This window comes from Halobacillus salinarum, assembly GCF_022919095.1.
Taxonomy (GTDB): Bacteria; Bacillota; Bacilli; order Bacillales; family Halobacillaceae; genus Halobacillus_B; species Halobacillus_B salinarum.
Window position 1 is genome coordinate 754807 of the sequence record NZ_CP095073.1, and the last position, 26563, is coordinate 781369.

Genomic DNA, 26563 nt, shown 5'->3' on the forward strand with positions numbered 1-26563 from the left:
AAAGGGACAGCAAATCATACTCTTTTTTTGAAAAGGGGGCTGTCCGTTAGATGAACGATAAGCTTGCGATTTGTGAACAGTTTGGTCATATTATTGGTGGAAAAGGTAAAATGGAGAACGGGGTATGTTCTGTAAATTTACACAGAAAGATGAAGGTGTTCGTCCAAGGCAGGCAAAGTACGTCTGTATTACCTGCAGGAGCCGTTTTTGAATCGATGGACAACGAAGGAAATGCTCTTAATTTAGCTGAAATCGCTATTCTACAGGAAGAAATACCTTCATTCACTCAAGCGGCTGTCCAGCAAGGCTTAATCATCAGCGCCCTTCATAATCATTGGATTTTTATCACTCCTTTTATTTTGTATATTCATCTACAATCCGTAGAACCACCGCTTTCCTTTGCTAAAAAGCTCAGGTATGCTTTGAGTCACCTGACCAGCTACCCCGTTCAGCAATAAAATGAAGGAAGCTCGGGCGTTCGTCCGTGGAAAGCGAAGTGATAGTTTTGTCCCCACGGGCATAAAAAAACATCTTAGAGAAACCCCATGTCGTTTCTCTACAAGCTGAGAAGCACTTTCTCTAGAGAGTGCTCCTTTTTTTTATTAATCGTTAAAAAGGTAGGAAAAGATATAAAAAAGAGACGGATGTTTATAAAAAATTAAGATTTAGGCGGTATCATAGAATCAAACCAAGCTTGAACAAAGAAGGTGCGCTGATGTCAATACGGAAACGGTTAATCTTGTCCCATATAGCAATGGTAGCAATGCCAGTGATTTTTTTTATTTTGACGGCAGCTGTACTCTTGTTTCTATTCTTCGGTGAATCGCAGCCTTTTTGGTGGACATCAAGTGGAGGGGAGGAAAAGGCAAGTCAGGAGTTTAACCATTTGAAAAAGACAGCTTCCTTGAATCCTCACAAACTCCTGGAGCGTACATTTATCAATGAAGCTGGGGAAACCCTCTCCAACCAGGGCGCAGCCTTGCTGATAAGAAAGGGAGGCAGCATCGTGTACCGTTCCTCAAAGCTTGAAAAAGTAAGCGTAGATGAACTTCCTGCCTTTGGACTTGAGAATGAGAACCGCCCGATTCATCGTATTCATGGACGGTTATTTTCATTGCAAAGCTACGACTTTTACTTTAGTGACGGCTCTGCTGGTACTCTTTTACTGCTGCGGGATGCCAGCTTTATAAAAAAGTTTTTCCCCATTTTGTTCGGTAGTTTAGTTATGATGTTAATCATTACGAATGGGGTGTTGTCTTATTTTGTTTCTAAAAGTATTTTGACGCCAGTGAGCAGTTTAAGAAAAGGGGCAGAAGAAATCAGACAGGGAAATTTAGATTATCAGATCGAAAAGTTTCGCAATGATGAACTAGGAGAGCTGTGTGAAGCCTTCGAGGCAATGAGGCAGCAATTAAAGCAATCAACTGAAGTACAGCTTCAATACGAAGAAAATCGAAAAGAGCTGATTGCTAATATTACACACGATTTGAAAACCCCAATAACATCGATAAAAGGTTATGTAGAAGGGATTCGAGATGGTGTGGCCAGTTCACCTGAAAAAATGGACAGGTACACACAAACCATTTTCACGAAAGCAGATGAAATGGATCGCTTAATCGACGAGCTTTTCTTATATTCTAAATTAGACCTGAAGCGTGTACCGTTTCAGTTCGAAACCATTGATTTAAGAAGCTTTTTCCAAGACTATCTTGAAGACCTCCAGTTGGAATTGCCTCAGCAGAATACGCGGATTTATTTTGACGACAACCCGTCTGAAGACTACTCGGCGGTTGCAGACCGTGATAACTTGAAGCGGGTGGTAAACAATATTATTCAAAACAGTTTGAAATATATGGATAAAGATGAAAAGCACATTGAAATTAAGCTTGAACATAAAAAAGAGTTCGTACTGACTGCCATTCAAGATAACGGGAAAGGGATGGATGGAAACACCATCCGACAGTTATTTGAACGGTTTTACCGCGGGGATCCTTCAAGAAATAAGGACACAGGCGGCAGCGGGCTTGGGATGGCAATTGCCAAACGTATTATCGAAGAACATGGAGGAGATATCTGGGCGGAGAGTGAATTAGGTAAAGGAACAACGATATTTTTCACATTAAAAAGTTCACGGAAATAAGGTGATTCCATGAAAAGAATACTCATCGTTGAAGATGAACAGACCATCGCAGAACTGGAAAAGGATTATTTAGAGGTGGAGGGATTTCAAGCAGAAATAGTGGCCTCAGGCACAGAGGGGCTTCATAAGGCGGTTAAAGAGGATTATCAATTAATCCTGCTTGATGTCATGCTTCCTGGAATGGATGGTTTTGAGATCTGCAGGAAAATTAGACAGGAAAGGGATATTCCCATTTTGATGATTACAGCTAAAAGAGAGGACATCGATAAGATCAGGGGTCTCGGGATCGGAGCAGATGATTACATTGTCAAACCATTCAGTCCCAGTGAGCTGGTCGCCCGCGTCAAAGCCCATTTGGCAAGGTATGAACGGCTGGTAACCAAAGAAAAGCCGAAGGACATTCTGCAGATCAGGGGGTTAGTGATCGACAGCGCCTCACGCAGGGTGCACGTAAATCAAGAGGAAGTGACTCTAACTACCAGAGAATTTGACCTTCTTTTTTTCCTGGCTTCTCATCCGGACCGTGTGTTTGCCAAGGATCATATATTCGAGCGGATATGGGGGCTGGATTCTATGGGGGATATGGCAACAGTGACTGTTCACGTAAGAAAAATACGTGAAAAAATCGAAGCAGATACATCGCATCCCCAGTATATTGAAACGGTGTGGGGAGCAGGTTATCGATTCAAAAGTTAAATTTAATAAATCGTTTAGATTTCTTTTAGGACGTGTTTAGAAATGGTCCATATCCTGTAATCATAGATAGCTTATGAGACAGGAGATGGCAGGCATGAAATACCTTTCACTTAAACCTAAGAGATGGCTGGTAACCTTTCATTTAATTTTTGCAGCGATATTATTTGGAATCACCGTAGGTTTTCTAGTTTTAAGTATTACAGCTGCTGCTACAAAAGATGGAACTATTTTAAAAGGGTGCTACTCCAGTATGTACATTCTTTCAACTACCTCGCTGCGGGTGTCAACGATCGGAACAGTAGTTACCGGTATTGCGCTATCAATTTGGACAAAATGGGGACTCTTTAAATTTTATTGGATCATCGTGAAAGAAGTATTAACGCTTATTTCAATTGGGTTAGGACTGATCGGAATGCTGATCTGGACCCGTGAAGCTTTTCATATCAGTGCAGGAGCAGGAATGGCAGCGATGGAGAATTCTGACTTCCTTGTGAATCGACTTCAACTCTTCTTTGGAATTATCCTTCAAATTATTTCCTTGGCAGTGATGATGATCCTTTCGGTGTTTAAACCATGGGGCCAAAGAAAAAGAGCCGATTGATTCGTTTATAGTCAGGTTTTGTGAGGAATGAAAGGCTTGAAGGAGGGACGAACATGGGGTTTGACTATGACTTGGATTTTGACAGCGTTGATTTTCGACAACAACCGGAGCTTTATCGTGTCGGCCGTGGAGAACAAGGAGTCCTGCTTGTAGAACCTTATAAAAGTGAAATTCTCCCATATTGGCGCTTTAAAACACCAGAGGACGCCGCTGAGTCTGCTTGTAAAATCTTTGAGTTATTTGAAGCATACAAAAATCGAGAAGACTTGGTAGGAATGGATATGGCCCGTAAATTTATACAAATGGGTTATACTCGATCACGCCGCTATGCGAATTTTAAAGGCGGGAAAAAATACGATACCAATGGAAACGGCAAGGAAAGACATATAGATGATGAAAAAGCAGAATCTGCAAGAATTTTTGAAGACATGTGGAAAAGAGTCCGTACAGATGAAATCTATTTGTCGAAAAAGAAGGAGCATCAAAAGAAATATGGATGAGGAGGTCAAAGGAAATGGAAATATCTCATAAGACTTTTCATCGTTCCGCTGCTTGGATTCATCGAAATGCCCGCCCTTTAGAAGCAGCCAGATGGCAGCATTCCTTTGCAAATGGAAGCAGGGAAGAGGTCATTCGAGTGCTGGCTTCCTTCCAAAATGATGATGGCGGGTTTGGTCACGGCATCGAACCAGATTTCTGGCTGCCTAAATCTAGTCCGATGGCCACATGGGCAGCGGGACAGGTATTGGTCGAAGCAAATGCAGAGGCTGATGAACAAGTGGTCCACTCTCTTCTTGATTATTTGATGAATGCTTCCAAACAGGAGGGGGCCATGTGGAGCTCGGTACTCCCGGAAAATAATCAGTATCCTCATGCCCCGTGGTGGCATTGGCGCGAAGGTGTACAATCCAATTGGATGTATAATCCGAGTGTTGAGCTTGCCGCCTTTCTAATCCACTGGTCACCTGAGAGATCTTCAACAGCAAAAACGGGCTGGACCGCTCTGAAAAAAGCCATCGTGTATGTAAAATCGGTCGATGACATGGATATGCATGAAATTAACAATTTCCAGAAGGCACTTGATCTACTTGAGGACCACCGGCAGTTGTTTGAAGAAACGATGGATTCTTCTTTAGAAGAAGCACAGAATAAAGTGAATCAGCTTGCCTATGATTGTGCAAACCACTCGCCTTCGGAATGGCTGGCAGGTTATCAGGCCATGCCTCTTGATTTCGTTGACGGCCCTCATCATCCTTTATGTAAAAAATTTGGGACGCTCTTAGACAAAAACCTCGATTTTTATATCGAGCAATTAAACCAGGAAGGAATTTGGGATGTATCATGGGAATGGGAAGATTATGACCGTGAATTTGCGGTAGCAAAAAGACAGTGGCAAGGGATACTCACCTTGAAAAGATATCAACTGCTGCGGTCATTTGGCCGGATCTCCTAGCAATGATGCCGCTTTTTGTAAGAAGATAGATGCCTTCTCGACAAAACTTCTTATAGCATTCATAGATTTTTCTGGACTATAATTAACCTCGTTACCAAACATTGACAAAATTGTGACGGAGGAAAAGTCTATGAAAAAGCTCGTGTGTACAATTTTATTTATCCTTGTATTTCTTCCTTTCCAAAAAGCAGAAGCAGCAGAAAAATTGGGAGCTGATTATGAACATATCAAAGCAGAAATCAATCTAGAGACGTCTGATGCCGACGACTCGATAGAATTCTCAAAGCACGCTGCAAAAAAAGCGGCTAAGCTTAAAGAATTGCTGTCACCTTCACCATCGTCTGCTCCAAAATTCCAATTGCTCGGAGAGATGCTGGAAAAAGAACCGAATGACAGCCTGGATCAAGCCAATTCATTAAGATTGGATGATTACGTTTATGGCTCCTTCTCCTATGAGGATTTGGATATGTATAAGGTGGAGATCAGCGAGCCCGGAGATTTATACATAACTGCGGCAGCCGACTATAACATTGACCTTGGCTATCTTTTATTAGACAGCAGCGGAGAGGTGGTTGAGTTAACCTCCTATTATTATGAGGATCACGTTTATTCGCAAACGTATTCGGTTGAACCCGGCGTCTATTATATTCAAGCCCTGGATTTAAATGGAGGGGGGGCAGATGGTGCTTATGTCCTTTCTGCTTATTTCTTTGGAGAGACTCCGCAAAAAGAAGTATGGAGAATTAATGGCGCAGACCGCTATGAAACGGCGATTGAAATTGCTGAAAACGGCTGGTTTGAAGGTGCCGATACAATCATTCTTGCGAGAGGCTTTAATTTTCCGGATGCCCTTGCAGGGGCCCCGTTAGCTTATAGACTTGATGCGCCTATCCTGTTAAATCCGAAAGACAAGCTGCATCCAAAAGTGAGAGATGCGATTCGGGAGTTTGGTGCATCCAAAGTAATTATTCTTGGAGGCACAGGGGCTATATCGGCAAGCGTGGAGAAGGAACTAAAAGATAAACTACATGTTAAGACAAAGAGAATCGGCGGTACCAATCGATACGAGACAGCTGGCAAAATAGCTGACGAATTAGGGTATTATGATTCTGCTGTCTTAGCATATGGAGGAAATTATCCGGATGCCTTGTCGATTGCTTCCTATGCTGCAGTAAACGGGATGCCGGTTTTACTGACAGAAAAGAACAACGTGCCAAAAGCAACAACGATCTCCCTTGAAGGAGTCGATGACACCATTATCGTCGGCGGAAGCGGAGTAATCAGCAATCAAGTGAAGAATGAGATTCAAGCTCATCACCCTGTTAGAATTGCGGGGAAAAACAGGTATGATACTTCTGCTCAAATTGTGGAGCAGTTAGGCATGGATGCCTACTTTATGACGGTTGCTACAGGGGAAAGCTATGCTGACGCTTTAACAGGATCTGTCCTGGCAGCCAAATGGCAGGAGCCGCTCGTTCTTGTAAAAAAAGATGAAATACCAAAAGAAGTGAAGAATTTAATGGAAGAAAATAACTCCTCCTATTTCACCATTCTTGGGGAAGAGGAGCCGTATCGACTTCTGTGGAAAAACAGCTGGTTCAATAACTGGTGCGCGCCATTGTGGCCGCACCTTTTTTATTGATAAAATTCTGAACGCAAGACTCCCATTTTGACCGCATCATAATATTTTCCTTCTACTTGGCGGGCTTGACGAATACGCGCCTCCTCTATCATCCCTGTTTTTTCTGCGACACGCATCATCCGGTGATTGCCCGACCAGGTGGACATCCCCAGTCGGTGGAGACCTGTCGTCTGAAATAAGTAGTCCAGCCATAGATAATAAGCTTCATATCCGTATCCGCCGTTCCAATACTGCGGATCGTAAATAACAATTCCTGTCTCGAGCCAGTCGGTATTTTTGTCGATCCAATAGGCCATCACTGCCCCAATAAAATGGCTGTTTACTTCTATAATCAGCATGTCCAGCGTTCCTGGCATAATTTCTTCATCAGGATCCCATGCTTTAAGGAATTCCTCTTTTTCATGAAAGGTTTCTGGTATGTATGGACCATTCCATTCCTTTGCTTCTTTTACCGGGTCTTCAAACTTCCAATAATACATATCATATGCGTCCTGCTGAGTGGCTTTTCTTAACGTTAATTTACTGCCTTTTATTCTTGTCATTTGATCGCTCCTAAAAAGTGAGTGCGTTCCTTTCTCTTTTATCGCTGAAATTCCTCGAAATTTCAACCATGAATTTTGAAAAAACTTACTTTTCCGTCTTGATCCCATTACCAATATCGTTGAAAAGGGTGTGGTTTATATTTTATTTGAGAAATTTTTCGAAACGGTGTTGACATCTATTCAATAAAGGTTAATAATAGCATAAATATACGGTAATTATTATATTTATACATAAGGTTTGGAAAGGGGAATTGATGTTGAAAGCAGGAATAGTCGGAGCCACTGGATACGGTGGTTTAGAGCTGATCAGGCTGTTATCTGACCACCCAGAAGTGGAAAGCCTCACGTTATACTCCACTTCGGATGCTGGGAAGTCATTTGAAAATTTATACAGTCACATGAATACAGTAATCACTCAAAAACTTGAAGAAATTAATCCTGAATCCATGCAGGAGAGGTTGGATATTGTTTTTTTGGCTACACCTCCGGGAGTATCACGCGAACTTACTCCGAAATTAGCTGGTCGAGGACTTAAGGTCATTGATCTATCAGGAGATCTTCGCTTAACCGATCCGCAACAGTACACCGAATGGTACAAACAAGAGGCAGCATCGGAGGAAGTCCTTGAGCGCGCTGTGTATGGACTCAGTGAATGGAATCAAAAGAAAATCAAAGAAGCGGATATTATTGCCAATCCCGGCTGTTATCCTACAGCATCCCTGCTGGGACTAGGCCCGATTATTCAAGAGCGGCTCGCTATTCCTGAAACGGTGGTCATTGATGCGAAATCAGGGGTTTCAGGAGCGGGAAAAAACCCTAATCCTCTTACGCACTTTGGTCATGCACAGGAAAATTTTCAAATTTATAAAGTCAATCAGCACAAACACATTCCAGAAATTGAACAGCAGCTGAAGACATGGAATGACGAAATGTCAACAGTAACGTTCTCTACCCATCTCGTTCCGATGACGCGGGGAATCATGGCAACCATTTATCTTAAGCTAAGCGAACCACAAACTACAGAACAATTGCTTCAGCTGTATGAAAACTACTATTCTATGCATCCGTTTGTAAGAGTAAGGCAGGAAGGTCAATTTCCCTGTACCAAACATGTCTATGCATCGAATTATTGCGATATCGGCTTAACGATAGATTCAAGGACAAATCGGGTAACCATTGTCTCGGTGATTGATAATTTAATGAAAGGCGCAGCGAGTCAGGCTGTGCAAAATATGAATCTTCAATTTGGGATCGAAGAAACGGCAGGCTTACAAGGACTGCCTCTTTATCCATAAAGTAAGAAAGGATGAGTATGAGTGCTGCAAACCACGGATAAGCACAAGATCAGCAAGCTGGACGGTGGGACAGTATTATCTCCATTGGGCTATAAATCAGGAGGGCTCCATAGTGGCCTTCGACGGGAAAAGAAAGATTTCGGCTTATTATTAAGTGACCATCCTGCTTCTTGTGCGGCCGTGTACACACAGAGTCATTTCCAGGCTGCCCCGTTAAAAGTAACGCAGGAAAGCATTGCGGCATCACAGAAACTTCAGGCAGTAGTGATTAACAGTGCAGTGGCCAATGCTTGTACAGGAAAAGAAGGCTTATCGAATGCTTATACAATGCGTCAATGGATCGCAGAAAGGTTCCAATTACCCCCGGAATATGTCGCGGTAGCCTCTACAGGAGTTATTGGAGAACAGCTGCCTATGGACAAAATCAAGACAGGATGTGATCAAGTCGTACCAACGAGAACAGGCGCAGAAGATTTTCAAAAGTCAATTTTAACAACCGACACGTGCCAGAAAGCAGCCTGTTATCAATTAGCGGTCGACGGCCATACCGTTACGATAGGTGGGGCGGCGAAAGGATCCGGCATGATTCACCCTAATATGGCAACGATGCTCGGATTTGTTACGACCGATGCAAACATTGAATCCTGTCATTTACAAAACGCCTTAAAAAGCTGCATTGATAAGTCTTTTAACCAAATTACGGTCGATGGGGAAACGTCGACAAATGACATGGTACTGACGCTCGCGAATGGTGAAGTTAATCACCAGCCATTAAGTCCAGCTCATAAAGACTGGTCAACCTTTGTGCAGACGATGCAGCTCGTGTGTGAAGATCTGGCTAAACAAATTGCCAGAGACGGAGAAGGAGCTACGAAGCTGGTCGAAGTGAACGTACAAGGGGCTTATTCTCATGAAGAAGCAAGAATTATAGCGAAGAAAGTCGTAGGCTCGAATTTAGTCAAAACGGCCGTCTACGGACAGGATGCCAATTGGGGTCGAATTATTGGTGCGGTCGGGCATAGTGAAGCAAAAGTCAACCCTGAAGCCTGCGAGGTGTACATCGAAGACCAGCTTGTATTTAGTCAAGGGACACCTTGTCTATTTTCTGAAGAAGAAGCAACAAAGGCACTAAGGAAGGACAAAGTGAAAATAGAAATATTATTATCTGAAGGCGGCGGCTTCGGAACGGCTTGGGGGTGTGATCTAACCTATGACTATGTCAAAATCAACGCTAGCTATCGCTCATAATTATAAACCGGTGATCGTTGTCAAACTAGGCGGTAGTATGATCAGTCAATTAACGGAGCAGTTTTATGCAAGTTTGAAAAAGCTTACCGATGTTTACGAATGTATTATTGTACATGGTGGAGGCCCCGCCATTACTTCCATGCTGGAGCGGCTGAATATTCAAGGCGAATTCCACGAAGGGTTAAGGAAAACGACCCCGGAGACCCTTGAGGTTGTAGAAATGACCATGGGTGGAAAGGTAAATGCCCACGTAACATCCAAACTGGCAGAGCAAGGGGTCCGCGCTGTCGGTTTGAAGGGATCGGATGCAAATTTAATAACGGCTAGCCTGATAGATTCAGAAACACTAGGATTAGTTGGAAAAGTAGATGAAGTAGAAACCACCTTCTTAACCAATTGTCTGCGAGGAGGTTATATGCCAGTCATCGCTCCGTTAGGAAAAATGCTGGATGGCCGGACCGTAAACATCAATGCGGACATCGCTGCATCTGCTATTGCAAAAGCGATGAATGCAGAAAAACTGCTGATTGTGACAGATGTACCTGGAATTATGCATAACGGTGAGGTGATTGAAGAAACCACGCCGGATGAAATTTCTGCGCTTATCTCAACTGGGGGGATATACGGGGGAATGATTCCAAAGGTTCAATCGGCTGTCGAAGCTCTTTCCGAGCGGCTGGCAGAAGTGATGATTGTGAGCGGCAAGCAGGCAGTGATCGAAAACGGAGTAATGACAGGGACTAAAATTTGTGCGAAAAGAAAGGAAGGAGTCGAGTGAATTTATTTCCGACCTATAAAAGGTTTCCAATAAATATTGTATCCGGCAAAGGAACTGTAGTCACGGATGAAAATGGAAAAGACTATTTAGACTTTGTTTCCGGTATTGCCGTCTGTAACTTAGGGCATTGCCCGGAAAATGTCAAACAAGCAGTTGAAGACCAGATGGAGAAAATCTGGCATGTTTCAAATTTGTATCAGCTGCCGGAGCAGGAGGAAGCAGCTTCCTGGCTGACGAGGTTTACAGAGCTTGATCATGTATTTTTCTGCAACAGTGGAGCCGAAGCAAATGAAGCAGCAATCAAGCTGGCTAGAAAGTATACAGGAAAAGAGAAAATATACAGTTTCAAACAGTCGTTTCACGGCCGCACATTTGCGACAATGAGTGCAACCGGGCAGGAAAAGATCCAGCAGGGATATGGTACTTTACTTCCTACATTTGAATACCTTCCGTACAACGATCCGGAGGCTGTCAATAACCTTACAGATGAAAATACAGCAGCCATTATGGTGGAAGTGATTCAAGGTGAGGGAGGAGTGATTCCAGGGTCGAGCGAATTTTTACAAGCGGTGCAGAAGAAATGTGAACAGCTGAACTGCTTATTGATCATTGATGAAGTCCAGACGGGAATCGGGCGGACCGGTTATCCATTTGCCTACCAGCATCACCACCTGGATCCGGATATTGTAACTTCAGCCAAAGGATTAGGGAGCGGATTCCCTGTAGGTGCGATGCTCGGTAAATCGAAGCTCAAAGCCTCTTTCTCAGCTGGGGCTCACGGAACAACTTTTGGCGGCAACCCGCTTGCTACAGCAGCAGTTACAGCTACATTGAACACGATATTCAATGACAGCTTTCTCAAAGGAGTAAGAGATAAAGGAGCAGCGTTTAAGCAGACACTTGAAACTAAACTGGCACCGTTCGATTTAGTGGAGACCATTCGTGGTCAAGGCTTAATGATTGGGATTGTGCTTAAAGAAGCAGCCATGCCGCTCCTGCAAAAACTGCAGGAATTAGGGCTGATGACAGTCTTGGCGGGGCCGAATGTAATCCGTCTGCTGCCCCCGTTAACGGTAACAGAAAGCGAATTAAATCAAGCTTCCGAGCTTTTGGAAACAGCAATTAAGCAGTATCAAGATTCGCTTTATTCACAAACAACAGGATCTAAAAAGTAAACCACAGGTACACAACCTTATCGTGTTCCTTTTTTCTAGCAAATTTTTGTATAAAAATACTTTAAATATAATAATTATTCATACAGCGAGGTGTCATCATGCAAGGTTATGTAAGCTTACAGGACGGTCAGCAATTTGCCGGTGAGGCATCAAAAGAATGGGAACACCCCATAGAAGGAGAAATCGTGTTCTTCACAGGAATGACAGGATACCAGGAGGTTATTACTGATCCTTCCTATAGAGGACAGATTGTTGTATTTACCTATCCGTTAATTGGGAACTACGGCGTGAATGAAGATGATTCAGAAAGCGTCAAGCCTCAGGTGAGCGGGGTGATCATGCTTCATTGTGCGGAGTTTCCATCTCATTATAAATCAACATTGTCCTTGAAAGAGTATTTAAATAAATATAACGTACCTTATTTAACCGGTGTGGATACTCGAGAAGTGACAAAAGCCATCAGACAAAATGGAACGAGTCAGGCAGTCATTGCCAACCAGCCGGTTGATTGTTCGGATACTGAGATGGTTGGGCAGATGTTTCAGGCCTCCGGCGATGAAGTAGAAACGCATGGTTCAGGCAGTCCTCACATTGCATTAATCGACTTTGGTCTTAAACAATCGATTTTATCTGTACTGCTTAAAAAAGGAGCGCGTGTCACTGTCGTTCCTTTTACAAAACTTAAAGCTATGAAAGATATTCACCCTGACGGCATCGTTCTATCTAACGGCCCGGGTAATCCTAAAGACGCTGAGCATTTCCTGAAGGAGATCAAGCATCTGATTGACAGCAGCCCTACGTTAGGCATTTGCCTCGGCCACCAGATCATTGCACTTGCTTACGGCGGCAACACCTTAAAGCTTTCTTTCGGACATCGCGGGGCTAATCACCCAGTCAAAGACGTGGATACGGGACGTGTGTTTTTAACATCGCAAAATCATAACTACGTAGTCGATGAAGGAAGTCTTGTTCTTACAGACTTGCAAAAGCGGTTTTATAATGTAAACGATCAATCGGTTGAAGGGCTCGCTCATAAGGATAAACCTATCCTTTCAGCACAATTTCATCCGGAAGCAAATCCAGGACCTGAAGATGCCGAATGGCTCTTTGACGATTTCTTTTCCCTGATTTCCGTGAAGAAAGGAGTGAAGGCTTATGCCTGAGAAGGTGCTTGTTATTGGATCCGGCCCCATTCTTATAGGGCAGGCAGCAGAATTTGATTATTCCGGAACCCAGGGCTGCCTGGCATTAAAGGAAGAAGGGTGCCATGTTGTACTCGTAAATAACAATCCGGCAACCATTATGACCGATACGGAGATTGCAGATACAGTTTATTGCGAACCGCTTACGGCTGAAAGCATTCAAGCGATTATTAAAAAAGAAAATCCTGATGCTCTATTGGCGGGATTAGGCGGTCAAACAGCCTTAAATCTGGCCGTAGAGCTGGAAAGAAAAGGAGTACTTCAAGAGGAAAACGTGAAGCTTCTAGGGAGCAGCGTGGACTCCATCCAAAAAGGAGAAGACCGCGAGCTGTTCCGGGAATTAATGAATGAGCTTGGCCAGCCTGTGCCGGAGAGCGAAGCGATTACAAATGTTGAAGAAGCCCGGGTGTTCGCTGATAAAGTGGGTTACCCTGTCATCAGCCGTCCGGCTTATACACTCGGCGGTCGAGGTGGGGGGATTGCCCAAACAAAGCATGAATTAGATGAACTCATTCAAAATGGTCTAAAAGCAAGTCCGATATCTCAAGTGATCATTGAAAAAAGTATTGCCGGTTACAAAGAAATCGAATATGAAGTCATGAGGGATCACAAAGGAACGTGTATTACGGTTTGCAACATGGAGAACTTTGACCCTGTCGGGGTTCATACCGGAGATTCCATTGTTGTAGCACCATCACAGACGTTAACCGATGAGGAATACCAAATGCTTCGTACTGCTTCTTTAGACATCGTATCTGCCCTTGGAGTAGTCGGCGGCTGTAACGTACAGCTTGCGCTCGATCCATACAGCCACAATTATTATGTGATCGAAGTAAACCCCGGGTAAGCCGTTCTTCTGCTTTAGCCTCCAAGGCTACCGGTTATCCGATTGCCAAAATGGCTACAAAGATTGCCCTTGGATATCCGCTCGATGAATTGCAGAATCCTTTGACGGGTAATACTTATGCCAGTTTCGAACCCGCTTTGGATTACGTCGTAGTTAAATTCCCTCGCTGGCCGTTTGATAAATTCCCAGATGCCGAACGGAAGCTGGGAACGAAGATGAAGGCAACCGGGGAAGTTATGGCGATTGATCGTTCTCTGGAAGGAGCTTTCCAGAAGGCGGTTGCTTCACTGGACCAAACCATTCCTAAGCTTAAGGCTGATGAATTGATGGGCCACCTGCAGCAGCCGACAGATTTAAGATATTTTGCGCTTCTAGAACTCTTAAGAATGGGAGAAACGGTTGAGAATCTTCAAACCGCTACTGGAATCGATTTATTTTATCTGCACACGCTGAAGAATCTCACAGATATGGAGCAGCAAATCCAATCGTATTCTATCGATCAACTGCCGCAATCGCTTCTTAAGCAAGCCAAGTTATTTAGTTTTACAGATGCAGCTATTGCTCAGCTGATGAATGTCAGCGAGGAGGAAATCACTCAGCTTCGTAAAGAGTATAAGATTACTCCAAGCTATAAAATGGTAGATACTTGTGCAGCGGAATTCGAAGCAGCAACTAATTATGTATACGCCACTTATGCCGGAGTAAATGAAATCACACCTCTTCCTCAAGGGAAAAAGGCGTTGATCGTCGGATCCGGTCCCATTCGAATAGGGCAGGGGGTAGAATTTGATTACAGTGCAGTCAAAGCCATTGAAAGTTTGAAAAAGCTTGGCTGGACAACGGTCATGATCAACAATAACCCTGAAACTGTAAGTACGGATTATGAAACAGCCGACCGTTTGTATTTTGAACCTGTTACAGCTGAAGTGATTGCCTCTATAGTTGAACACGAACAAATAGATCTTGTGTTTACCCAGTATGGCGGCCAGACAGCCATCAATATCGCCGAAGAACTGGAGAAGCTTGACCTGCCGCTTGCCGGAGTCAAAGTAGATGTTCTTGAAGCGCTTGAAGATCGCGAACGTTTCTATGCAGCGCTTAAAGAATTAGATATTCCTCATATCCCCGGGTCAGTCTGTCACACTTTTGACGAGGCTGTATCTGCAGCCAGTCAATACACTTATCCATTATTGTGCCGTCCTTCCTATGTCATCGGCGGCCAGGGTATGATGACTGTAAATAAGGAACAAGAATTAAAACAAGCTCTTATTCAAACGGACGAACGCCACTATCCCATCGTCCTTGACCAATTTATGACTGGAAAAGAAGTGGAAGTCGATCTGGCTGCCGACGGAAAACAAGTGTTTATTCCTGAAATCATTGAACATATTGAACCCGCTGGCGTTCATTCCGGTGACAGCATGGCGGTCTTTCCATCACAGCTTCCGGATAAAGTAAAAGAAAAAATCTATTCTTTTGCTGAAAAGATCGTAAATTATTTCAACTATAAAGGGATTATGAATATTCAATTCCTCTTAACCGACGATGCCGTCTATGTGCTGGAGGTGAATCCAAGAGCCAGCCGGACCGTCCCGATTGTCAGTAAGGTGTCGGGTACTTCATTAATCGATTTAGCGACTAAGATTCTCGTAAATGAATTACCTTCACCACTTGGTGACCTGCCAGAGCCTGTTTTTGAGCATATCGCTGTGAAGTATCCTTTATTTTCATTTCATGCGATGCCTGAACTAGACCATAAACTAGGGCCGAACATGAAGTCTACCGGAGAGGGTATGTGTATTGGCAGCTCTGTAGAAGAAGCTATGTCCAAGGTTTTTGCAGCACTTCCTAATGTTTATCTAGATAAGGACGTCTGTTTTATAGAGGATTATGAGCTCGACGTTCCAATGACGACACTTGGTTTTAAAGATTGGCTGGAAACAAAAGAAGCCAGTATATATGTAAACACAGCTCATACGGAAGAAGCGAAGCAAAAAAGAGTGCAGGCTCTGAAATATGGAATCGAAGTATTCAGCGAAAAAGATACGTTTAAGGCCTATTTAGATGGGTTGAATGCAAAAGGCACGATGCCTGTCTCATTGCCGGGAAGCCAAAAAGAAGGAGTGCATGCAGGATGAATTTAATGGAACAAATGATGACACAGACATATTCTTTGAAGGATCGGGATGTGCTGACTTGGCTTGACTTTACCCAGTCTGACGTTTCCAAGCTGCTTGCTCTAGCTCAGGATGTAAAGGAAAATCCATACTCCAACATTCTCAGCGGCAAGACATTAGGAATGATCTTTGAAAAATCATCAACGAGAACACGTGTCTCCTTTGAAGTAGGAATGGTCCAGCTTGGCGGCCATGCGACGTATTTAAATACACGGGATATTCAAGTCGGCCGCGGGGAAACGATAGCCGATACGGCAAAAGTACTATCGGGTTATGTCGATGCGATCATGTACAGAACGTCTTCTCATGAAAAGCTCCAGGACCTTGCTGAAAATGCCTCTATCCCTGTAATCAATGGATTATGCGATAAGTATCACCCCTGCCAGGCTCTGGCTGATATCTTTACCATCCTGGAATTAAAAGGCCGTCTTTCAGGAGTGAAGGTTGTTTATATCGGGGATGGGAACAATGTTTCTCATTCACTAATGATCATCTGTGCGATGATGGGAATGGATATTACAATCGTTACCCCTGAAGGGTACGAACCCGACGAAACCATCTTTAACAAATCCCAGGCGATAGCAGCTGAGCATCAAGGTGCTGTGAAATGGAGTCATGATCCAGAGACGTCAGTAAAAGAGGCTGATGTCATCTATACAGATGTATGGGCGAGTATGGGTCAGGAAGAGGAAGCGGGAGAGCGTCTCACCGCTTTTAAAGCCTATCAGGTAAACGAAAGCCTGCTTTCGAAAGCAAAGGAGGATGTATCGTTTCTTCATTGCCTTCCAGCCCATCGGGAGGAAGAAGTTACTGCAGAGGTCATTGATGGACCTCATTCAGCGGTTTTCCAGCAAGCAGAAAACCGGCTTCACGTTCAAAAAGCCATCCTTCTATCAGTGATTCATGGGTGAAAAGGGAGTGTAGAATTCCCTAAAATAAAAGGTTAAAAAAGAGCAGCTCCTTCCAGGGGGCGCTGAAAAAATTCTTTCTAATTTAGAGCTGCTGTTTAGGTTGTCGTTGATTCTCACGAATCGTTTGTCGGTGGATGATTTCCGCGGACACGGCCCCGGATAACTTGGTCAAGAAGATTACTTGACCAAGTGGATCTTCGGCTCGCGTTGTTTCCGCAGGCGACCTCCATCGTTCATCTTTGAATGAACAGAGGTCAATCTAAAAAGAGTGATTTTCTTTGCTTAATCTAAGAAAATTACTCTTTTTTGTTACACACTGAAAGGAATATATAAAAGTGCTCGGGTCGACATGTCTCATCGATAGTAGAAAAAAGAGTTGGACTATGATTATCGTTCAGTTTTTTCGTTGCATAACTCAATAAGTTAGCAGTTCTTCAGGGGCTCCTTCAAGGCTGTTATTTTTTCGTTTTTTCGAAAAGTCCCTGCTTTCCCAGATTATCTCTATAAAGAATTCTGAGCACTTTTTAAATAAGACATTGAAAAATGATAAAAATGATCTACTTTCCTAAAAAAGGAAAGTAAGCGGTTTCTGTTGAAAGGGTAAAAGAGTAATACTTTAAGAATGGGAGGTATTCTGTGGAAAATTACATGCAGGTAGAGTTAAGACCTAAAATCGTCAAAAAGGATGCTTTTCAAATTGCGGGCATTTCCTGCGAGACGATGATGGAGGAAAGAAAAATTAAAATTCCAAAATTAATGGAGCAATTTCACGCTTTATATTTACATCAGTTAAAGAAGCGTATTGATGCTCCCGTTTCCTTCGGTTTGTTTGTAGATCCGCCTAATTGGAATGAGGAAATTGACCCTTTTACATGGATAGCTGCAGTGAAGGTGGAAGGGGCTGAGGAGCTTCCTTCAGGCTTTCTCACAAAGAACATTCCTGCTTATACCTACGCCGTTTTGGATTATGATCCGGAAATCCATGCTGAAAATCCCTATCCATTTCTTCATCGGTGGGCTGAAGAGCATGAGTACCAGCTTATTGAAGGTTTTGGATTTGAGAGCTACCATCCCTTCACGGGAGCAGATACTAAATTTACCTTGCACCTTCCTGTTAAAAGAAAATAATAGCTTCTTCGCCAAAAAAACCTCCCTCGTTTTATGAACAACAAGGGAGGGAGGAGCTTTATGAAGCTGAGTGGCCTCGTAAATCGTTTTCAATTTCTTCAAGACTCCGTCCTTTTGTTTCCGGTACAAACTTAAGAACAAATAGAAATGCACATACGCCAAGAATTGCAAAAACCACAAAAACTCCTGCAGTTCCCATGACTCCAAGGAGGACTGGGAAAAACAGGGAAACGACAAGGTTACCTGCTGAAAGAACCAACGTCGTAATTCCTGTTGCTGCTCCTCTAGCTTTTAAAGGGAATAGTTCAGGCAGCATTACCCAGACTACTGGCCCCCACGTTGCTGAGAAGAAGACAATAAACAACCCTAGGAATATTACTGTCAGCCATGCTATGGCGTTGGTAAGCTCGGCAGTAAAAAGGATCGTCGCCAAGACGGCTAAACTGATCACCATCCCTACATTTCCTATTAACAGCAATTTCTTTCTGCCCAGCTTATCGATCGTAGCGATCGCTACCAGTGTTAAGAGAACGTTTACAGCACCAATTCCGACCGTCCCTAAAATAGAGGCTGAATCTCCAAGCCCCGCTTTTGTAAAAATCGTAGGAGCATAGTAGATGACAGCATTAATTCCAATAAGCTGCTGGAATAGTGCCAGGACAGAACCTATGACCAGCATCGGACGCACCCATTCAGCCTTCAGGATGTCCATCGTTCCTTCCTCAATTTGCTCGATCTTTTTCATTTCATCTATTTCTTCATCAATCTCACTTTGCTGTCTTGTCAGCGCCATAATCTCGCGTGCATCTTGCTCTCTGTTCCTTTTAATCAGCCAGCGTGGGCTTTCGGGCATAAACAAGACGCCGATCATGAGCAGAATCGCCGGTACGGAAGCAAGTCCGAGCATCCATCTCCAGCCGTCGATAGGTGCAAAAGCGTAATTGACAAGATAAGCGATCAGAATTCCAATCGTGATCATCAGCTGGTTTAAGGAGGATAAGGCGCCGCGAGAGCGGGTTGGGGCCATTTCAGATAAATATACGGGAACTATCGCTGTTGAACCACCAACCGCGAGCCCGAGGATCACACGTCCTATCACCAGTACAACTGCATTAGAAGCGAAGGCCAATGTAATTGCTCCGGCTAAGTATATAAGGGCGATTGAAAAAACAACTCTTCGTCTTCCGAACCTATCAGATACGTAACCGCTCATCCCAGCCCCAACAATGGCGCCGACGAGCAGGGAGCTCACGACTAACCCTTGGAGGAAGTTCGTAAGGGGGATGTCGTCGGTAATGTATAATAAGGCGCCGGAAATAACACCGGTATCATACCCGTACAACAGTCCTCCCAAGGCTCCAAAGAAGAATATCCAACCTTTGCTTAGATTTTTATACATATAATAACCTCCATAGCTTTTTAGCCTCTGCACCCCATTATTTTCCACGGAGCTTGTGAGTCCAAACATTACGTAGGATGAAACAGGAAGATTTCCATGAAAAAAGTACTTGGTCAATAAGGGAGCTCCTCTAAAAGTAGAAATTAACATGAAATAGATAAAAAAATGATGCCAGTTTAAAGAGAACATGTTATATAAAAAATAGTAGTAACAAAAGGGGAGGATTTTGATGAATAAGGGAAAGATAGATTCGTTTACTTTGAGAGGTGAAAATCAACTGAATGAAGACGCTCTTGTTTTAAATAAGTCCCTTGGTATTTACGGGGTGGCCGATGGAGTAACTTCCTTAGGGGACTTTAAAAACGAGGATGGTTTGACTGGGGGCTATTTAGCTGCTCAGACTGTGAAATCAACCTTTGAACAGATGGAAAGTAAGACTTCTCTGTTTTCTGCTGTTCAACAAATCAATGAACGAATAAGAGAAGAAATGATGGGCTATTCCATTGATCTGGCTGATAAGGATCAATTGTGGGGAACGGCATTGTTTATTTTCCAGCTGACTGACCACGGTTTGGAGTACATACAAACCGGAGATTGCATGGGGCTCGCAATCTATGAACATGAAGAAGTACGTCTGCTTTCCAGAAGACAAGTGATCCATTTAGAAGCACGAGCTCTTGAAAAATGGAAGGAAGGGGTAGAGAGCGGACTAACTACCAGAAAACAACTGAGAAAATATATAAGCACCGGCCTGAAATCGAACCGGCACTTGAGCAATACAGATAAAGGCTATGGGGTATTGAACGGAGAACCTGAGGCTATGGATTTTGTCGAGTACGGGAAGATCAATACCAGCCAGCTAAAACAACTCATCGTATTAAGTGACGGACTATTTTTACCAGAAGAGCTCGTTGCAAAAGGACGTGGGTACTGGGAGTATACAGCGGAATTGCTCCTTCAGGAAGGGTTGGAAACTTATGCTGAACGTATGGTTCAATTGGAGGAAGGTGATCCGGAATGTTTAGCCTATCCACGATTTAAAAAGTCGGATGATAAAACAGGCTTAATTTTTCACTTACGTTAAGAAAGACAAACCAAAATAGAGGCATGCGGAGACGCCGGCGGCAATTAAGGCTGGCTTCAATTTAAACTTAGCATACCGAATCGTATTGAGTTTTAAAATTCCTGCTGTTGTATTCGTATTATCACTCAAAGGTGAGGAAAACGCACCAAATGTGCCGCTTGCAAAAACTGCTCCGATTACGATCGGTAGAGAACTTCCGGCAACTGTGGCGATTGAAATTCCCACCGGCATAAGAATGCCCCAAGTACCCCATGAAGATCCTATGAAATAAGACAAGGCGCAGCCAAGAATAAAGATAATTGCGGCGACAAATTGTGGAGGTATCCAATTAAAGGCACCGGAAATGGCATCGGCAAAGTGTAAGGCTTCAGATCCTTTTCCAAGTCCCCATACTAACGCTAACAGCAGGATGACCCCCATCATGTCGTTTCCTCCATCGATTAAGGCGTTCATCATTTTATGCAGCGAAAGCTGACTGAGCTTTAAATAAATGACAAAGGCAATAATGGTTAAGATGACAGCGAGCACCATAGCATCAAGTACGTTCGCGTTGATAAGTGCCTCTAACCCGGATTTATTTTTTTGTACACCTAGCAAGTACATAAGGAAAAAAGTAAAAATGATGACTCCAGCCAGCGGCACAATTAAGTTCCAAGGTCGGGCAGGAAGTTCTTTCGTTACCGCGGGATGACAGTCTTCCCAGCGGTCGTCATCTTCTTCCTCTTCGATTAATTCCTCATGTGTTTCTTCGGCACCGTGTGCCTGAGCCTTAGATTTATGAAAAAAACTTAAGTAAAATCCAAGCAGCAGCATGGATAAAGCAAAAAAATTAAAAGGAATGCTCCTTACATAAAGAGAGTAAGCGTCCCCTGAAGCATCAGCCTGCTGTAAAGACAAATCGATTACAGAGGTCATGTAACCGACAAAAGCAGTCGCAACAGGAATAATGACAACAAGTGGGGAAGCAGTGGTTTCAATAACAAAACCAAGCTCCTGCTTTGTCATGGGAATCTTTTTCCGCATGGCCTTCATAACGGGTGCAATAGTTACAATTCGAAAGCTGGGTGCACTGAAAGTACCTACAGAGGAAAGCCATGTTAAGATAAAAGCCCCGCGCTTATCTGTAATCTTTGATGCAGCAGCGCGCACGAACCCTTTAATTCCGCCCGACATTTTAATCAGACCAATTAAGGCAGAAAAGGCATACAAAAAAATAATTATTTTTAAATTGTTACTGTCAGATAAGCCTTGAATTACAAAATCCAGGGCCTTTGTTAAGCCGGTAAGCCAGTGGGGCTCGACTAAATATCCTGCTACAATAACGGCAAACAATAAACTTGGAATGACTTGTTTTGTCCAAATAGCAGCAGCTATCACAACTAAAAAAGGGATGACGGGAATCCAGTTCATTTCATTGCCTCTTTCCTTTACCATGCTTCTCTTAGCATGTGTGTAGGTAAAAAAAGTATGCGCCATTTTAAAGCGTAGAAACTCCTTGAAATCATGGTTCACAGCTCTCATAAGAAGGATTATGAAGAACAATTGACGAACAGGGTAGGTACGTAATTTTTCAAGTTCACTAAAAGGAGCGGGTTCAATGGGTTTTATGGAAAAAAGCGTTGTGATTCAAAAGCCAATTGAAGAGGTTTTTGCTCAAGCTACTGATTTTAAACAGAGTCCTCGAATTATGGATGCGGTCGTTGAAGTGGAACTTTTATCTGATGGCCCCGTAAAAAAAGGGTATCAGTTTAAAGAAGTACGGGAGATTCGCGGGAGGAGGGTTCCCTCCGTGATCGAGGTGACCGAGTACAAACCTGGGGAAAGGTATTCTGTGAGAAGCAATCAACAAGGGATAGATTTAAGGTATCATTATGCATTTACCCAAACAACGGAAGGAACAAAGGTAAGTTTTACAGGGGAGCTTTATACGGAGGGGCTGAGGAATAAGCTCACGAAGCCATTTTTGCAAATGGTGATCAAGAAGGAAGATGAAGATCATTTAGATCATTTGAAGAAATTTATTGAAAACAGCTGATCATACCCGCTAATAAAGGATGGATAGTCTTGAATGGTTCTTTGAGATATGTTTTTTTCAAAAAGATTACAAAAGGTGGTTCGTTCTTCCTGAAAAATGAATCCATACTGAAACATTGGTACATGTTTCCTGCTTATTTATCCTAATCGGGACTTTAGTCCTTTCTTTCAGAAAATTATGGACAAAAATTAATGGAATAAGGCAGGTTTATGGATAACAATCGTCTCTTGTTGATTTGGCACCATCCATGACATACTCGTTTTGTAAGCCTAAAACAAGGGAGAGGATGAAACACATGTTAAGGAAATATCTTTTCGCTGTAGTAGCCGCAGTAGCAATCTTGGCAGCATCAGCTCCAGCCGCATCCGCGCAATCTACAGGCAATACAAATCAACAGCAATCGGTGGATTGCCAGCAGTTTTCCAAAAACCTTGAATCTTGGTTAAAGGAAAACAATGTTCAAATTGACCAGTCCAAACTTATGGAACAAATTAATAAGTATGTTCAAATAAAGCAGCAACAGAAAGCAGATCAATCAGCTGAGCAGCCTAAGAAGGAACAGCCTGCTAAAGCTGAGCAGCCTCAACAAGCTGAAAAAGAACAGGGAACCTCAGCTGAACAAAGTGCTCCTAAGCAGGAACAAAAGCAAGCTGAATCCAAGCAATCTTCTGATTCTATTGACCAATATCAGCCATCAGAATATGAAAAACAAGTCGTTAAATTAGTGAACGAAGAACGTTCTAAAAAAGGACTGGATCCTTTGAAAATGAACGACCGCCTGAGCGGGCTAGCCCATAAGAAATCTCAGGACATGGCTGATAACAATTACTTCAGCCACACATCTCCAACGTATGGTTCTCCATTTGATATGATGAAGCAGTTCGGCTTTACTTATAAAGCCGCTGGAGAAAATATTGCCGCTGGTCAGAAAACTCCGGAACAAGTCGTGCAAGGTTGGATGAACAGCCCTGGCCACCGCGCAAACATTCTAAACGAAAACTTTACTGAAATTGGTGTAGGCTATGTAGAAGGCTCCGGTCAGTATGGAACTTATTGGACACAGGAGTTCATTACACCTCAATAAAACGATAACGGCAAAGGCTGGCTTTCTTTATGAAGCCGGTCTTTGTTTTTTTATTGCAAATAAAGCTTCGAGATTCCAAGGGCAATGCCCTGGTAGCCGAAACGAAGGCCGAATCCAATAAGGATAAGGCTCGCACACACGTTTATGATTTTGATGAAAGATGGTTTAGCAATCGAACGGCTGAAATGAGTGGTAAAAGCTAAGTTTAAATTCCACAATCCGATGCCAATAAATACGAGAGTGCTCATTAAAAAAGAATGGAGCATGTCTGTTTTTTCAAAAGAACTGCTTAGAATGGAACCATAAATACTAATCCAAAACAATAAGTTCATAGGATTGGTTCCGGCAATCAAGAAGCCTCTGGAATAGGAGGCTAGGATAGGACTGGAGGAACTTCCAACACGGTTCTCTTGTTGATAAGGTTCAGCAGCGTTTAAGCTTGACCATCCTGATTGAATCAATAGAAAACATCCAGCGATCATGAGCAGCATTTTTACCCACCAAATAGCGAGGAAATAAGACACTCCCAGAAACATGAGGACCATGAGCACTAAATCGGAGGACATGCCGCCAAGCCCCACGCACAGTGCCGGCCAAAATCCATAGGATAATCCTTTTTTTATTATTTCAATATTAATTGGGCCGATAGGCGCAGCGATTGATAAACCTAATATAATATAGCTGATAAGAAGAGTGACCAACAGCCCCAACCCTTTCATAAACAGTTTGTCTTTACTATTAGATGTGAAGGGGGGACAAGCTATGACATTTCTTTTTTGGTTGTAATCCATTGGGTTTCCTTTTATATTTAGTAGTGTAAACCGGTTTATGAAGTGGATGCTTTAAAATCGGGGTAACCATACATAAAAGAAGGTGAAAAAATGAGTATCGTAGAACGGATTAAGAAAGGCAGAATAGTTCCGGTTATTCGAAAAGCAAGTGTAGATAACATCCTGCCAATTGCAGGGTCTCTTCTTAAAGGGGGGATTTCAACGATCGAAATTACTGCGGAAAGTAAGCAGGCAGATGAAATGATTCAGCTCGTCAAAGAGGAATATGGTGAAAAAGTTTTGGTTGGCGCAGGAACCGTATTGGACGGGGAAACGGCACGCCAAATGCTGCTGGCTGGAGCAGAATTTATTGTGGCACCTTCTCTGAATGTAGAGACGATTAAAATGGCAAATCGCTACGGGGCACCGTGTATCCCCGGGGTGTTTACTCCGACTGAAATTGTAACAGCGTTTGAAAATGGCGCGTCAATGGTGAAAGTTTTCCCTGCAAGTGTACTCGGACCAGAATACATCAAAAACATTAAGGGACCGCTTCCTCATATTCCTGTCATGGTCACCGGAGGGATCCACCTTGATAACATGAACACTTATTTTGACAATGGTGCAGAAGTTGCCGGCATCGGGAGTCAGCTCGTGAAGCCGGAGAATTACAAGGAAGAGAGCGATTATGATCGTCTAGCTGAATTAGCTGAGACTTATATGAAAAAAATTTCCCAAGCCCTTTAGTCCACTTCCCCTGCTGAGTCAGGGGAATTTTATTTATATTTGGAGGGAAAAGTGAATGGAGAGCTTGTATAAAGAGGTTGCAGATGTATTTGTTCGTTCCATAGGTGCCCGTTTATCGGGGTTTATTTACATGGTTCATTAGCGATGAATGGATTTACTCTCGGAAAGAGTGATGTGGACATTCTGGTTATTGTTAAAGAGGGATTGACAGAGTTTCAGCAACGAATGGTTATTGAAAAAGCGGTTTCCTTTGAGGCCAAGTATCCAGAATATCCGCTTGAATTTAGTGTGCTCCTCGAAGAAGATTCCCTTCACCCCGTACATCCCGTCTATTTTGACCTTCATTATTCTGAATATCATAAGCATCAGTACTTAAGGGACGAGCATTATTTCTGCCGAGGAGGCTGCGATGAGGATCTAGCAGCTCATTTAATGGTTACGAGAAGACGTGGGAAATGCTTGTATGGTAAACCTGTCAGGCTTGTGATTGGCGAACCTGACAAGAAAGATTTTGTGCAATCGATTTGCTTTGATATTGACGATGCGTCCGAAAAAATTTTAGAAGCTCCTGTTTATTATGTACTAAATTTATGCAGGACAGCCGCCTATTTAAAGGAAGGGAAGATTCTCTCCAAAAAGGAAGGAGGGGAATGGGGATTGGCCAATTTGCCGCATCATTACTATGATTTGCTTGGCCAATGCTTACAAGCTTATTTGAACCCCGATTCCAACCCAACGTTTAACCGTAGATTGTTAAAGGGTTTTGCTTCCGCTATGCATTCCACAATCGAAGATTTAAAACTTCCGCTCTTTTGAAACAGGACGTACATACCCCTCCACTGTTGTCCGGTCATCTTCTTTTTCAGTCACTGACCAATCCTGGAATAAATAGATCAAAGTCAGCAGCATTACAAATAATCCAGAAACTAAGAATCCTTGTGTTGGAGTCCCGTCATAGTATTGAAAACTAACCATGTGATAAACAAAAAACAGCATGCTCGTTAAGGCGAAATAGCCTAACCTTTGCATATGCGGCCGGCGCCTGGAAAAAGTACAGTGTAATAATAAAGGCAGCCAGTAAAAGAATGAACAAATCGTAAGAGTCGTTAAGTGAAAAACTACTCCTAGAGAGTAGGGGAGCATGAGAAAGACTTCATAGCTCGCTAATACACCTACAAAAAATACGGCAGCATTTATAAGAAGACGGTTACTGGCCCTGATCATCCATCTCAATTTATTTCTAAACCAAAGCTGGTGTTGGTTTGCGTACAATATCCAGAGCGGGACAGCAGCAAACACAATTAAACTTCGGGAAAGGTTTTCTAAAGGACGCTCATTAAATAGATTAATGATCACAATTAAACTGACTGTGAGTACAAGAGCCGCAGGGAGCAGGTATTTTCTGTAACGACTAATTGTCTGTTGCACTCTTTATCATCTCCTATAATCTTTGGCGATAATATTCCCTTCTACTGGGTATATAAACGCAATAGCACCGAATTCAAACTCTTTCATGTCAGTTTAAGGGTTTTTTTCTTTTATTTATCTTTCCGGATTTGTCTAAAAGGTCATTTTTGCTCGTTAAAAACTTTTCAAAATAAAAGACAGC

The 26563-nt window shown here is 43.0% G+C and carries 24 protein-coding genes and 1 pseudogene; 20 read left to right on the forward strand and 5 right to left on the reverse strand.

Translation table 11 applies throughout. From position 1 onward, the window contains the following. Window positions 1-50 precede the first annotated feature (50 nt). The 7 genes from MUN89_RS04030 (at window position 51) to MUN89_RS04060 (ending at window position 6532) form a co-directional block, all read left to right on the forward strand. Window positions 51-458, forward strand: coding sequence for a DUF1259 domain-containing protein (locus MUN89_RS04030; protein ID WP_244711620.1), 408 nt, complete (start codon window positions 51-53; stop codon window positions 456-458). A 770-nt stretch (window positions 459-1228) separates the two neighbouring features. Beyond that, complete coding sequence (locus tag MUN89_RS22070; protein WP_396266095.1) at window positions 1229-2140, forward strand: sensor histidine kinase; 912 nt, start codon at window positions 1229-1231, stop codon at window positions 2138-2140. A 9-nt stretch (window positions 2141-2149) separates the two neighbouring features. Continuing rightward, a complete protein-coding gene (locus MUN89_RS04040; protein ID WP_244711624.1) occupies window positions 2150-2836 on the forward strand; it encodes a response regulator transcription factor in 687 nt (228 codons plus the stop codon). Window positions 2837-2930: 94 nt separating this feature from the next. Continuing rightward, window positions 2931-3437: a hypothetical protein gene (locus tag MUN89_RS04045; RefSeq protein WP_244711626.1), complete on the forward strand. Its 507-nt coding sequence runs from the start codon at window positions 2931-2933 to the stop codon at window positions 3435-3437. Window positions 3438-3490: 53 nt separating this feature from the next. Further along, window positions 3491-3937, forward strand: a complete 447-nt coding sequence (locus MUN89_RS04050) for a DUF4385 domain-containing protein (RefSeq protein WP_244711628.1) — start codon at window positions 3491-3493, stop codon at window positions 3935-3937. Between the two features lie 14 nt (window positions 3938-3951). After that, a complete protein-coding gene (locus MUN89_RS04055) occupies window positions 3952-4890 on the forward strand; it encodes a hypothetical protein (RefSeq protein ID WP_244711630.1) in 939 nt (312 codons plus the stop codon). Between the two features lie 130 nt (window positions 4891-5020). Next, window positions 5021-6532: a cell wall-binding repeat-containing protein gene (locus MUN89_RS04060; protein ID WP_244711632.1), complete on the forward strand. Its 1512-nt coding sequence runs from the start codon at window positions 5021-5023 to the stop codon at window positions 6530-6532. On the opposite strand, the gene MUN89_RS04065 is transcribed toward MUN89_RS04060, so the two are convergent. Continuing rightward, complete coding sequence (locus MUN89_RS04065) at window positions 6526-7074, reverse strand: GNAT family N-acetyltransferase (RefSeq protein ID WP_244711634.1); 549 nt, start codon at window positions 7072-7074, stop codon at window positions 6526-6528. The genes MUN89_RS04060 and MUN89_RS04065 overlap by 7 nt on opposite strands. 257 nt (window positions 7075-7331) lie before the next feature. On the opposite strand from MUN89_RS04065, the gene argC reads away from it, so the two are divergent. From argC to MUN89_RS04110, 8 genes and pseudogenes are all read left to right on the forward strand, one after another. Beyond that, entirely contained in the window at window positions 7332-8369 is a 1038-nt protein-coding gene (gene argC, locus MUN89_RS04070) for an N-acetyl-gamma-glutamyl-phosphate reductase (protein WP_244713560.1), read from the forward strand. Between the two features lie 21 nt (window positions 8370-8390). Beyond that, window positions 8391-9617, forward strand: a complete 1227-nt coding sequence (gene argJ / locus MUN89_RS04075; RefSeq protein ID WP_244711636.1) for a bifunctional ornithine acetyltransferase/N-acetylglutamate synthase — start codon at window positions 8391-8393, stop codon at window positions 9615-9617. Next, window positions 9586-10395 carry an acetylglutamate kinase gene (argB, locus tag MUN89_RS04080; RefSeq protein WP_244711638.1) on the forward strand — a complete coding sequence of 270 codons (810 nt, stop codon included), beginning with the start codon at window positions 9586-9588 and terminating at the stop codon, window positions 10393-10395. The genes argJ and argB overlap by 32 nt, the downstream gene beginning before the upstream one ends. Continuing rightward, a complete protein-coding gene (locus tag MUN89_RS04085) occupies window positions 10392-11570 on the forward strand; it encodes an acetylornithine transaminase (RefSeq protein ID WP_244711640.1) in 1179 nt (392 codons plus the stop codon). Before argB ends, MUN89_RS04085 begins: the two co-directional genes overlap by 4 nt. Window positions 11571-11668: 98 nt before the next feature. Then, on the forward strand, window positions 11669-12733 hold the full coding sequence (locus MUN89_RS04090) for a carbamoyl phosphate synthase small subunit (protein ID WP_244711642.1): 1065 nt from the start codon (window positions 11669-11671) through the stop codon (window positions 12731-12733). Continuing rightward, a pseudogene (gene carB / locus MUN89_RS04100) lies at window positions 12726-15757 on the forward strand (carbamoyl-phosphate synthase (glutamine-hydrolyzing) large subunit). The gene MUN89_RS04090 and the pseudogene carB overlap by 8 nt, the downstream one beginning before the upstream one ends. After that, window positions 15754-16707 carry an ornithine carbamoyltransferase gene (argF, locus tag MUN89_RS04105; RefSeq protein WP_244711644.1) on the forward strand — a complete coding sequence of 318 codons (954 nt, stop codon included), beginning with the start codon at window positions 15754-15756 and terminating at the stop codon, window positions 16705-16707. The pseudogene carB and the gene argF overlap by 4 nt, the downstream one beginning before the upstream one ends. Before the next feature lie 636 nt (window positions 16708-17343). Beyond that, on the forward strand, window positions 17344-17835 hold the full coding sequence (locus MUN89_RS04110) for a GyrI-like domain-containing protein (protein ID WP_244711646.1): 492 nt from the start codon (window positions 17344-17346) through the stop codon (window positions 17833-17835). Window positions 17836-17893: 58 nt separating this feature from the next. Here MUN89_RS04110 and MUN89_RS04115 read toward each other — a convergent pair whose 3' ends face one another. Then, window positions 17894-19234: a sugar porter family MFS transporter gene (locus MUN89_RS04115; RefSeq protein WP_244711647.1), complete on the reverse strand. Its 1341-nt coding sequence runs from the start codon at window positions 19232-19234 to the stop codon at window positions 17894-17896. Between the two features lie 229 nt (window positions 19235-19463). On the opposite strand from MUN89_RS04115, the gene MUN89_RS04120 reads away from it, so the two are divergent. Next, the gene (locus MUN89_RS04120; protein ID WP_244711649.1) at window positions 19464-20318 is read left to right on the forward strand and encodes a protein phosphatase 2C domain-containing protein; all 855 of its coding nucleotides are present in this window, start codon (window positions 19464-19466) and stop codon (window positions 20316-20318) included. Here MUN89_RS04120 and MUN89_RS04125 read toward each other — a convergent pair. Then, complete coding sequence (locus MUN89_RS04125; RefSeq protein WP_244711650.1) at window positions 20310-21728, reverse strand: Na+/H+ antiporter NhaC family protein; 1419 nt, start codon at window positions 21726-21728, stop codon at window positions 20310-20312. The two genes, MUN89_RS04120 and MUN89_RS04125, sit on opposite strands and share 9 nt — an antisense overlap. Window positions 21729-21915: 187 nt before the next feature. Here MUN89_RS04125 and MUN89_RS04130 point away from each other — a divergent pair, with 187 nt between their 5' ends. Both MUN89_RS04130 and MUN89_RS04135 read left to right on the forward strand, forming a co-directional pair. Continuing rightward, window positions 21916-22353 (forward strand): SRPBCC family protein, encoded by a 438-nt coding sequence (locus tag MUN89_RS04130; RefSeq protein ID WP_244711652.1) that lies wholly within the window; start codon window positions 21916-21918, stop codon window positions 22351-22353. A 295-nt stretch (window positions 22354-22648) separates the two neighbouring features. Then, complete coding sequence (locus MUN89_RS04135) at window positions 22649-23437, forward strand: CAP domain-containing protein (RefSeq protein WP_244711654.1); 789 nt, start codon at window positions 22649-22651, stop codon at window positions 23435-23437. A 50-nt stretch (window positions 23438-23487) separates the two neighbouring features. Here MUN89_RS04135 and MUN89_RS04140 read toward each other — a convergent pair whose 3' ends face one another. Continuing rightward, window positions 23488-24228, reverse strand: a complete 741-nt coding sequence (locus MUN89_RS04140) for a LysE family translocator (protein ID WP_244711656.1) — start codon at window positions 24226-24228, stop codon at window positions 23488-23490. A 90-nt stretch (window positions 24229-24318) separates the two neighbouring features. Here MUN89_RS04140 and MUN89_RS04145 point away from each other — a divergent pair, with 90 nt between their 5' ends. Both MUN89_RS04145 and MUN89_RS04150 read left to right on the forward strand, forming a co-directional pair. Further along, the gene (locus MUN89_RS04145) at window positions 24319-24954 is read left to right on the forward strand and encodes a bifunctional 4-hydroxy-2-oxoglutarate aldolase/2-dehydro-3-deoxy-phosphogluconate aldolase (protein ID WP_244711658.1); all 636 of its coding nucleotides are present in this window, start codon (window positions 24319-24321) and stop codon (window positions 24952-24954) included. Between the two features lie 114 nt (window positions 24955-25068). Beyond that, window positions 25069-25770 (forward strand): aminoglycoside adenylyltransferase domain-containing protein, encoded by a 702-nt coding sequence (locus MUN89_RS04150; protein ID WP_256464025.1) that lies wholly within the window; start codon window positions 25069-25071, stop codon window positions 25768-25770. Here MUN89_RS04150 and MUN89_RS04155 read toward each other — a convergent pair. Then, the gene (locus MUN89_RS04155) at window positions 25750-26382 is read right to left on the reverse strand and encodes a hypothetical protein (protein WP_244711662.1); all 633 of its coding nucleotides are present in this window, start codon (window positions 26380-26382) and stop codon (window positions 25750-25752) included. The two genes, MUN89_RS04150 and MUN89_RS04155, sit on opposite strands and share 21 nt — an antisense overlap. Window positions 26383-26563 lie beyond the last annotated feature (181 nt).